This window comes from uncultured Flavonifractor sp., assembly GCF_944385615.1.
Taxonomy (GTDB): domain Bacteria; phylum Bacillota; class Clostridia; order Oscillospirales; family Oscillospiraceae; genus Flavonifractor.
On the sequence record NZ_CALWXV010000081.1, the window covers coordinates 1 to 10,430 of the forward strand.

General features: G+C 47.5%; 8 protein-coding genes. All 8 read right to left on the reverse strand.

Going from position 1 to position 10,430, the window contains the following annotated elements:
- Positions 1-100: 100 nt before the first annotated feature.
- Complete coding sequence (locus tag Q0J75_RS12830; protein WP_297202082.1) at positions 101-280, reverse strand: hypothetical protein; 180 nt, start codon at positions 278-280, stop codon at positions 101-103.
- A 278-nt stretch (positions 281-558) separates the two neighbouring features.
- On the reverse strand, positions 559-2,046 hold the full coding sequence (locus tag Q0J75_RS12835) for an HsdM family class I SAM-dependent methyltransferase (RefSeq protein ID WP_297202085.1): 1,488 nt from the start codon (positions 2,044-2,046) through the stop codon (positions 559-561).
- A 21-nt stretch (positions 2,047-2,067) separates the two neighbouring features.
- Positions 2,068-3,090 carry a DUF4238 domain-containing protein gene (locus tag Q0J75_RS12840; RefSeq protein WP_297202087.1) on the reverse strand — a complete coding sequence of 341 codons (1,023 nt, stop codon included), beginning with the start codon at positions 3,088-3,090 and terminating at the stop codon, positions 2,068-2,070.
- Complete coding sequence (locus Q0J75_RS12845; protein ID WP_297202090.1) at positions 3,090-4,217, reverse strand: restriction endonuclease subunit S; 1,128 nt, start codon at positions 4,215-4,217, stop codon at positions 3,090-3,092. Before Q0J75_RS12845 ends, Q0J75_RS12840 begins: the two co-directional genes overlap by 1 nt.
- A 45-nt stretch (positions 4,218-4,262) precedes the next feature.
- A complete protein-coding gene (locus tag Q0J75_RS12850; protein WP_297202098.1) occupies positions 4,263-5,042 on the reverse strand; it encodes a hypothetical protein in 780 nt (259 codons plus the stop codon).
- Between the two features lie 11 nt (positions 5,043-5,053).
- The gene (locus Q0J75_RS12855; protein WP_297202101.1) at positions 5,054-7,795 is read right to left on the reverse strand and encodes a DEAD/DEAH box helicase family protein; all 2,742 of its coding nucleotides are present in this window, start codon (positions 7,793-7,795) and stop codon (positions 5,054-5,056) included.
- A 116-nt stretch (positions 7,796-7,911) separates the two neighbouring features.
- The gene (locus Q0J75_RS12860) at positions 7,912-8,493 is read right to left on the reverse strand and encodes a transposase (RefSeq protein WP_297202104.1); all 582 of its coding nucleotides are present in this window, start codon (positions 8,491-8,493) and stop codon (positions 7,912-7,914) included.
- Between the two features lie 1,452 nt (positions 8,494-9,945).
- Positions 9,946-10,335: an IS66 family transposase gene (locus Q0J75_RS12865; RefSeq protein WP_297202107.1), complete on the reverse strand. Its 390-nt coding sequence runs from the start codon at positions 10,333-10,335 to the stop codon at positions 9,946-9,948.
- Between the last annotated feature and the right edge of the window lie 95 nt (positions 10,336-10,430).

A 10,430-nucleotide genomic window follows, 5' to 3' on the forward strand; every position in this document is an offset into this window, starting at 1 on the left:
TACTCAGTTGACGGAATAGTGGTTAGATGGCTGTTCTTGTCTTATTTTGGGTTGCTTCTTTACCGCACATGAGCATTTGCCCGGGGCTTCTTGCAATGGATCAGGTGTTCTTAGTTTCCTTTTTGGCGAAGGCAAGGAACTCTTCCTCGCTCGTGTTGCTGTTCTTAACGGCGTCAGCCAACGAGATGGTGCCGGCGTCATACAGTTTCACAAGCATCGCAAGCTCCCCCTGCACTTTCCCTTGTTCCAGCTTTTCGTCGAGCAATGACTGCAACCGCATATATGCCATCTCCCTAAATATTTTTGTTCAAATGTTACTATTGTGCATGTAATGTTGTGGTTTTACAACCATATCCACAACATAATTGCAGGACAAGTGGACTCCAATGTGTTTTTCTGCCCTTAAATATAGCGGAGTATAGAACTTCTGTACTTCAATTCTTTTTGTTTTCTGCGGCGCAATTGGCAGTTGCCGTAGTAAGCTTATACGAGAGAGCACTCTATTTAGATATTAGTCACCGTACCAGCCATTCTTCTGAACCTTTCCCTTGTTTTTCTCTATTTCTTCAGTGCTGCCAGCAGTTCACTAAATCCATCCATGGCTGATTGCAGATTTTCCATGATATCCTGGGCCAGTTCCTCCGGGGCGGGCAGGTTGTCCAGGTCGGCCAGGGACTTATCCTTGATCCAGAAGATATCCAGGCTGGTCTTGTCCCGGGCAAGGATTTCCTCTACCGTGAAGCGGCGCCAGCGGCCTTCCAGGTTTTCCTCGCTCCAGGTCTCATGGCGCTCATGCCGGTTTTCCGGGTTATAGCACTGAATGAAGTCCTCCAGATCCCCAAAGGTCATGGGATGCTGCTTGAGGGTGAAGTGCATATTAGTCCGCAGGTCGTAGACCCAGACCTCTTTGGTCTGCCGCTCCGGGCTGGCAGGGCGTTTGTCAAAAAAGATCACGTTAGCCTTGACGCCGGGCTTGTAGAAGATACCAGTGGGCAGACGGAGGATGGTATGGAGGTCGCAAGTCTCCAGCAACTTCTTTCGGATGGTTTCACCGGCTCCGCCCTCAAAGAGCACATTGTCCGGCACCACCACCGCCGCCTTGCCGGTGGCTTTCAGCAGGGTGTTGATGTGCTGGAGGAAGTTGAGTTGTTTGTTGGAGCTGGTGGTCCAGAAGTCCTGCCGGTTGTAGACCAGATCTTCTTCCTCCTGCTCTCCCTCCTCGTTAGTGAAGGTCAGGGCGGACTTTTTGCCAAAGGGCGGGTTGGTGAGCACATAGTCAAACCGCTCACCTGGATCAGTGAGCAGGGCATCTCCCAGGGTGATGGGCACCTGGCCATAGAGGTCACCGATGTTGTGGAGGTAAAGATTCATCAGGCTCATCTTGAAGGTGGTGGGCACGATCTCCCAGCCCCGGAAAGCCTCTTTCTTTAAAAACTCCTTTTCCTCCCGGTCCAGGTTGTAGTGCTTCGGGTCGGCCAGATAGCTCTGGGCCGCCAGCAAAAATCCGCCGCTGCCGCAGCATGGGTCGGCAATGGTCTTCTTAGGCTCCGGGCGGATACACTCCACCATGGCCTGAATCAATGGGCGGGGTGTAAAATACTGGCCCGCGCCGCTTTTCACGTCCTCGGCGTTCTTTTGCAGCAGGCCCTCGTAGATCTCACCCTTCACATCGGTGGACATGGACACCCATTTTTCTTTGTCGATCATCTGGACGATGCGGTACAGGATGGCGGCGTTGTTGATCTTGTTGGTAGCGCCCTTGAAGATCTTGCCCAAAGTGCCGCCCTGCTCGCCCAGGGTTTCCAGGATGGATTTATATTTCTCCTCCAGTTCCGCACCCTTGAGGTCGCTCATATCCGCCCAGCCGCAGCCCTCCGGGATGCCGGTCTGGCGTTTGTAGGGGGGCTTTGCGTACTCGTCGGACATTTTTAAGAAGATCAGGTAGGTGAGCTGCTCCAGGTAGTCGCCATAAGACACGCCGTCGTCCCGCAGCGGCCCGCACATCCCCCAGACCTTGGAGATGATGGTTGTGGTTTGTTCAGACATAGTCGTTTCCTTCTATTATAATCATACTTCAAATTCTTTATTTCGTTGGGGTGTATATGTTTTTCCGCCCCATTGCATCATGCTGTGTGGCTGATGCAGAATCTTTGGATTCTCTTTAATCATTTCATCAACGATAGAAAAATCTTCACAACTTGAAAATACACACCGTTCGCTATTGATAATACATTTCGAATTATAGTACCTAATTTCATCTATGTTGTCTGCAGCTAAGATTCTTCTGTCACAATGATCAAGTTTGTGATATTCTCCATCCGCCATAATCAGCATAAGATCCGGTGATATCGGAAAATAGACCTCGACACCTCTTGAAGCTAATCCCGTCATAGAACAAATCGGATGCTGGATATGTGCTATGGTTCCAATGGGACTGTCTGATGTAAAAAACGGGTAACCTGTTCTGTTTACGAGCAATATCCAAGAAAGTGTGAAAAAACACTTAGATATATCATCAATTTCTTTTCGGTCTAAAATCATCTTTCCATGGATAAATGGGAGGTGGGATTCGGAAATACCGTATCTCGCTATCGTTTCCTGAGATGCCCTCATATCCTTGAGTGCCTGCACTAAACAATCCTGTGAATCCATCAATGAATTCCGCACCGCTTTGACTCGAATGATTTGATATGCCAAATGAAATGAGAAGAGAAACTTATTGTATTCGGAAATGAAAAAGCAATTTTTCATTTCCCACAAATTCATCTGTCGTGTTCTACTGATAATTTTATTCAGGATATCTCTATAATTACCTTCGACTTTGGTTGCAAAAAAATTCTCTATGTACTGACCATCGTCTAAGTTTGCCGGATTACAGTCGTCCAGTCCGAAATTTTTCAAATCTTCCTCAGAAACAATGCCTGTAAAGTCTATATCATAGAAATATTTTTCTGATGCAATATCTTCGATGCTATTGCGCCGCGTGGTTTGCAGCATTTTGTCAAAAACATACACTTGATGTGTGTCAGGAATGGCCCAGGCATTTAAGTAGCATTGAGGTACATAATGTTGCTTTTTCTTTTTTGGCACTATACCAATCTCCCCTCAAAGGCCTGTTTCAAAATACTCTGCCGAAGGGCTTCTGCCTGCTGCAAGGATATGTCAATAGACTGTTCGATGCTGGCGCAGACAGACAAATATCGTTCAATCACAGACACAATTTGTTCTTGCAAAACAATATCTCCTGGGATAGGGATAAGTGCATTTCCAACATCCATTTGATTAATGCTTGCCTGATTTACCGCTTGTTTTGCATTCTTTGTCAGCTCCCGCTTTCCTTCATCCGATGCTAAAAAATATGTTACATATTCTGGTGAAACTACATCAGGATTCAAACGAACTCGCATAATATTACTTTCAAACACCGTTGTCTCAGGGATGTGACGAATAAGCGCGCATTTTCCCAAATAAGGCATAGAATTAACTCTATTGATAACTAAATCAAATTGATTTAAGCTATATTTTTCGATTTCCTCTTCAGACAATGATAACCTTTTATATTCATATTCTGAAGTTACAAAGCCATCATAAAAGCCGTCTATTCTTAAAATTCTTGTACCCTTGCCATAAGCTGATTTTGGTTTATATACGCCATTTTGAGGAGTTCCACAAAATAATGATTTCAGAAAAACTTTTTTCCCAACATTTCTAAATGCCTCTTTCAGGACCGCCTGTCGGTAAACCTTCAGCTTTTCCTTTGCGGTTTGCAGTTCCGCCACGCTGGCGTCCAACTTGGAAAACAGCTCCTCAATTTTGGAGACAATGCGCTCTTGCTCGCTTAGAGATGGAACAGGCATCTGAATTTGAAGAAGATCTCTTTTCGCAAGACTTGGAATTGTAGTTGATTTATCCAATTCTTTGAAGTTAAAAGAACAACAGAAATAATATAAATACTTTGGATGTAATTCGTCTCCTGGCGATATTCCGAAAGCAGTATCTACATTCCAAAATGGTTTATTCACAAAAATAGGATTGTTAATGGTTCCTTTCCGGCCTACAATCGTGGTTCCAGCTTCGCATAGATATGAACCGGCATATCCTATCACTCCACCGCTCCCATATATTGGGTATCTGCCATTGGGGTCAGCAACCGATTTCTGGTTTTTCCCACTCACAATAGTAAGAACATCACTCCACTTTTTCAACATTACCATCATTCCTGTGCATCTTAATATTCAATATTTATAGCGATAGCAAACCACTTATATATCTTCCAATTCCACAAAAGCAGTGCGATATTCCCAGTTCACACCATAATTTGATTTTAGCGGAGAGAGCAGTGATTCATCTATGTTATTCATTAGCAAACCGTGTTCATATTCTCCAACGGAAATTGTGTAACAAAAATGTTTAATCTCTTTGTTGTAATTTACCTCAATATCGATATCATATTTTCCAATCTCCCAGAAAAACTCCTTGTTAAGCACCTCTTTTGCGTGTGCATATTCGGAAGTAGTTCTATAAAAAGCAGCAGCTTCAGCATAGTTTTGGTAGGAATTTCTAATGTCTACAATCCGCTTAAACAAATTCTCTGTACCGGCCTTAAAGGTCTTACCAAAAGAATCAAAGGCGTCTCCAAATTCTGTAAACGCGCAGATAATACTGTCTGCTTCAATTCTAAGAGGATGAGCAGATTCTGTTGTTTGCAGATAATTTCCAACCATACTTTGGTTTACTGGCGAAATAAAGCTGGACCAAGCGAGATTTAGTTTTCTCTCATCTCTTTGCCGTGTTACTTTAATTTTAATTTTTTTAATAGATATCGGTTTTCGTTCAGACTCATACACACCATCAATACGAATATATGAACCACTCTGATTGAAAAAGAGCAGAGCTCTACCAGTAGGCAAAAAACTAAGTTTTGCAGTAATAAACCATTTTTTCCAAACCGCTTGAGCAATAGGGATAATGATAGCCACAGCAGCTAATATGATTGCTACTAATTCATAAAATGTCATGGGTGTAGAAAAATCAATTTTCATCTATATTCTCCTTACGCTACCAATTCCATATTCATTTCCATCAAAATCGCCTCATACCGCTCTCCAAACACCTCATAGAACCGCCCAAGACCGCCCTTGTGGTCAAAGGGGCTGAGGTCCAGGTCCTCGGGCTGAATGCTCAAAGAGGTGGCGATATGATCTTTCACCAGCTGGAGCCACTCCATCTGTTCCGGGGTGAAATGCACCGCACCGGCGTTGCGGCGGAAGGTCCACTGCTGGAAGTTGTAGTTTACCTTATCCGCGAAGGGTTGTAAACCCTCCGCCTCTCCCATCTCAAACCGGATGATGGACACCAGGTCGGCCAGCTGGCGCAGCGTGCCCGTTCCCTTCACCTTCTCCGGCTTCTTGATGGCATAGCAGTCCCACAGCCGCTCGATGGTCACGCCCCTGCTGCGCAGCTTCTCATAAAGAGCTTTCAGTTTTTCAATAGCCATGGGCCGGTCCTGATAGGTCTGGCTGTACAGGATGCGCAGGGCAATGATCTCGTCCTTGTTCTCCTCGATAAACTCGTGGAAAGTCCGAATCACCCGGTCGGCGTTTTCCTCCTTCTGGGTGTCAAACCCGGCAAAGAGCAGGGTATCCGGATTGGTATTGTCGATGATTTGCTCATGGCTGCGGCGGACATTCTCAATAAAATCCCGCACCTCCGGGCGGCAAAAGGGATCAGCCGCCCGGGTCGCCGCCTCCCGCTGCACCGTCTGCAACTGCTCCTCCGTGGGCTCTTGGGTCTGGAACTGTTTCCGGGCCCGGGCGGTGAGAATATCCTCGTCAAAGGCATCCAGCAAATCTTCCGCCAGCTGACTGGCCGGAACGCCCACCACCTGGACAAAGTCCTTCCGCTCGCCGGAGCTCATCTGGCTGTTGAGGCGGATCACCCGGTTAGCAAGGGAGGTCAGGGTGTCCTCATCTCGGGCGCCCAAAGCCACCGTCATCATCAGTTCTTTTAAAGAGACTGAGGGCTTGCGCTCCAAGGTTCGGGTCTCGGACTTCTTGGACTTGGTAACGCCCACCGCGTCTACGATGACAAAATGGTCCTTGTTCTCGGTAGCCGAAGGGGTCACCTTTTGCAGATCATCCTTGCTGAGAGTACGGGTGCCCCGGCCCTTCATTTGTTCAAAATAATTTTTGCTGCGCACATCCCGCATGAAGATCAGGCACTCGATGGGTTTGACATCGGTGCCGGTGGCGATCATGTCCACGGTCACAGCAATGCGGGGATTATAGTTGTTACGGAAGTCGCTGAGCACGCTCTCTGGATTTTCGGCTGAGTAGGTGATCTTTTTGCAGAATTCGTTTCCCTCACCGAACTCCTCCCGGACGATCTGGATGATGTCGTCAGCGTGACTGTCCGTTTTGGCAAAAATCAAAGTCTTGGGAACTTCTTTGCGCTGTGGAAACAGTTGGGTAAACAGCCTGTCCCGGAAGGTGCGGATCACCAAGCGGATCTGGCTGGGATTGACGATGTCCCGGTCCAACTGGGTGGGTCGGTAGTCCACATCCTCATCCAACTGCTTCCAGCGTTTTTTCCGCGAAAGCCGGTTGCGATGCTCAATGACTTGCTTCATGATGTGAGCACCGTTTTTGGTCACCTGGGTCTCAATGTGAAAGATATCCTCGCCCACATTGACACCGTCGATGATGGCCTGCTCCCGAGGATATTCGCTGACCACATTCTCTTTGAAAAAGGCAAATGTCCGCTTATCCGGCGTGGCAGTGAGGCCAATGAGGAAGGCATCGAAATAGTCCAGCACCTGCTGCCAAACATTGTAGATGGAGCGGTGACACTCATCGATGATGATGCAGTCAAAAAACTCCGGCGGATACTTTTCATTGTAGACCACCTCTTTGACCGCCTGTCGGTCTGCCGAGGTCAGCTCATTGAAGGAAGTCTCCTCCGCCGACTCATCCAGTTCCTCCCCCTTCAGAATGGAGTACATCCGCTGGATGGTGCTGATGCACACCTGCACATCCTGGGGGATGTAGGAACTTTTCAGCCGCCGCACCCCATAGATTTCAGAAAAAGAACGGTTATCGTCGTTGGGGCGGTAGGCCAGGAATTCCCGCTCCGCCTGTTCGCCCAGGCCCTTGGTGTCCACCAGGAAGAGGACTCGGTTGATCTTGGCATATTTCAGCAGACGATATACTGCGGTAATGGCTGTGAAGGTCTTGCCCGCGCCGGTGGCCATCTGGATCAACGCTCTGGGACGATTTTGTGCAAAGGACTCCTCCAGACTTTCGATAGCTGCAATCTGACAGCTGCGGAAGCCAGTGGTGTCGAAGGGCGGAAAATGCTTCATATTGTTGCGGATGGTATCCTCAGACTTCAGCAGGGCGCGAAGGCTCTCGGGACGGTGAAAGCTGAAGATACGGCGGGAGCGATATTTCTGGTCGTTATAATCGGTGAAACGAGTCAGCTTTCCGGTAGCCTCGTAGGCAAACCGAATGCGGTATCCCGGCTTGACCCACTTGAAGGTACTTCCGGCATATCGGCTTGACTGTCCTTCCACAGTGGTGATGTTCTCACCCTTTTCGTCCGCCTTGGCTTCCACGACGCCAACTGGGATGCCATCTACAAAAAGAACATAGTCCACCGGCCCAGTGCTGGTGGGAAATTCCCTCACTGCAACACCTGGGGCTGCCATTGGATTGAGCTGGCGCATATCCTGCAAGATCCATCCGGCCTGAATCAGTCGCTGATCGATTGACTCACGGGCTTTTTGTTCTGGTGTCATGGAGTCCACCTCCGAGAAATCACAGCAATTTTAGTCATTATACCATGATTTTTAGATGCAGGTCACAATTTTCCAGGCATCATAGTGAAAATGCACCAAGTTCTTTAACATAGGGATTACTGAAAAACAAACTTTATCTTGAAAAAGTAGCAAAACTGCATAAGCCATCGACACAGCCGATAGGCTGTGTTCATGGCTAAAATATTCAAGGCTACTTCTATTTTGGCACATTCATACAGTTTGCAGAAGATGAGCTCCAGGCCGAATTTACGCTTCAGATTGCCGCAGCGTCCCTCAATGGCATTACGCTCACCGCTATCCCGCAGCATCTGGCGTTGTTCTTTCTTCTCAGCCTTTGCCCGTTTGCGTCCAAGGGCTGGACCACTCAAGTGAATCCCAAGCTCTGCACAATAGCTGTGGTTGGCTCTGGTCTGGTAAATGCGGTCAGCCAGTATTGCTTCTGGATACACCCCAAAGCGGCGGTGGTAGTTCTCAGCGGCGGTCTGCAGATCACAGCCCTCGTTGAAATTGTTCCAACTGGTCTTCTCCGGAAAAGTATAACCATCTACCACGGATAAGTGAAGTTTTTGGCCAAACTCTGTGGCAACCGGTCGTTTTCCGCGGTTGATAGGGCGAATATGGGGCTGCTGGAGACTGACGATTCCATTCTCACAGACGTGGGTTTTGGTCTCAAACATGTACTTCTGCTGCTCAAAAACCAGAGGAATCACAGACAGTTTTCTGGGGACTATTATAGTATACTGATTGAGTCTGCTGCCTCTCTACGCTCCCATGACAGCGGATGAAATAGGCACTCTTCCGATGCCCATTCTTTTCCTGCTGATACTGCTTTACACGGTGTAGCAAATTCATTGTTTTTACCTCCTCGTAAGAAAAATAAAACCAGTTGTGCGACCGTTCTGATCACACAACTGGTTTTATATGTTATACATATTTTAGAGGAGAAAGCAATTTTGAAATGTCCTGCGGGGCAAAACAGCGAAATCAAATTTTGACAATTGCCATGTGGTAGCCATCTCGCCATGTCCTACCGCGCCGCCCTCCTACAGCGATATCAATCGTTTTACCAATGTCATCCGGAGTATATCCACAAGCAATAATCGCACGGTATAAATTGCTGCATCTTGTCCTGGGGGCATACATTCCATCAGCATATCCAAGCACGGTACGGCCTGCAATGGCACGGTCTAACATCGTAACCCTCGGCATAAACACTACTTCCTTTCATTTGTACTGATATACGCGCCATAAGGCGTTGTCTATTATTATAGTATGCGACAATTTTATATCCTATTTCACTGAATTCGATGTTGTATACAACGTCCAAACTATTCGTTTCAATTTAATTGTATTTTAAATAGAAAACAGCAAAATTTTCCTATTAACATGTTTATAAAATTTATTTTTTGACATGTTAAGCAGACCAATGTTTTGTGTTGCACCAACGCAATAGATTTGTGCTATAATCACAATAAAAAGTACGAAAGAAGTGGAATATGATGGATAGAGATAGATACTTTGCCACATACAGAGCTTATGGGGAACCAAATCAGAAGCCGCGGTTCCTCTTCTCCCGCCACAACCTACAGCTCAAATATCATACAGAAGATCCCAAGCAAATTGTCGCGTGTCGGATGTCAGAGCTGACACGATATGGGTATAGTCCGGCAGATGGGGAGTTATCTCGGGACGAGCAACGGGCCGCTCTGTTGTGTGACTACTTGGACGCGCTGCTACCAACTTATCGCCAACGTGTTTTTGACGCAGGGCTTGGATTGCCCGATATAAGATCTCTGTCTATGGACTGGGAGCCAAGTAACATCCCAGCAGGCCGGGACATCACCCCTGTAGTACGTATGCTCAATAATTTCTGCAACAACCTTGACCTATGCATGGCATATATACAGGATCTGCAACAATTGGTGCTCCCAGACTATCTTACTGCTTGGATACAGGCGATAGGCACAGCACTTGAGCACGATCATTCATCTTACATCCGCTTGTGTCAGCTCTTGACGGCACAAATTGGTGGGCCCTTAACTTAATCCAGACATAAGCGCTCAATATCCACCCGTACACAGACAAAACCCGGCTGGATTTTATATCCTGTCTGGTTTTGCTGTACACAATTAGATGTCTCCATGTATTTTCGCTGTTTTATGTAAGGACTCCAGGGCATCAGACGCTCCAAAATGTCGTGGGACGGCGTTTTGCCATAATAGGGCAGGCAGCTCAGCACCAGCAGCAGGTATTCGTAGCTTGGTGCAATGCCGGTACCCCACAGCCGCCTTGCTGATCTTGGCTGTAGTGTCATCCGGCATGGCATCCCTCCACTTCCATCTGGCATGGGTCCGGCACCCGCAATAGGTTACGCCCAGGACCCGGTTATAACCTGTGTAGCCGTTGGTCACCAGGTACCCGGTAAAGCCGCCGAGAAAGCTCGCCGGACGCTTTCCGCTGCGGTCCGGCTGGTGCTCAAAGAGGCCGCCCCCCTCTCCGGCTGCCTTCTCCGCTGGCATACAACCACATCCTTTTGGACTTAGAGCACCTAACAAAACCTGAGAAAAAGAGATTGATGTGGTAAAATGGTAGAGGGGGTGAAGAATATGCCCCA

Excerpts from the sequence above, each read along its gene's own strand:
- Q0J75_RS12830 (WP_297202082.1), bottom strand. The coding sequence starts at position 280 with ATGCGGTTGCAGTCATTGCTCGACGAAAAGCTGGAACAAGGGAAAGTG.
- Q0J75_RS12835 (WP_297202085.1), bottom strand. The coding sequence starts at position 2,046 with ATGTCTGAACAAACCACAACCATCATCTCCAAGGTCTGGGGGATGTGC.
- Q0J75_RS12845 (WP_297202090.1), bottom strand. The coding sequence starts at position 4,217 with ATGATGGTAATGTTGAAAAAGTGGAGTGATGTTCTTACTATTGTGAGT.
- Q0J75_RS12850 (WP_297202098.1), bottom strand. The coding sequence starts at position 5,042 with ATGAAAATTGATTTTTCTACACCCATGACATTTTATGAATTAGTAGCA.
- Q0J75_RS12855 (WP_297202101.1), bottom strand. The coding sequence starts at position 7,795 with ATGACACCAGAACAAAAAGCCCGTGAGTCAATCGATCAGCGACTGATT.
- Q0J75_RS12860 (WP_297202104.1), bottom strand. The coding sequence starts at position 8,493 with ATGTTTGAGACCAAAACCCACGTCTGTGAGAATGGAATCGTCAGTCTC.
- Q0J75_RS12865 (WP_297202107.1), bottom strand. The coding sequence starts at position 10,335 with ATGCCAGCGGAGAAGGCAGCCGGAGAGGGGGGCGGCCTCTTTGAGCAC.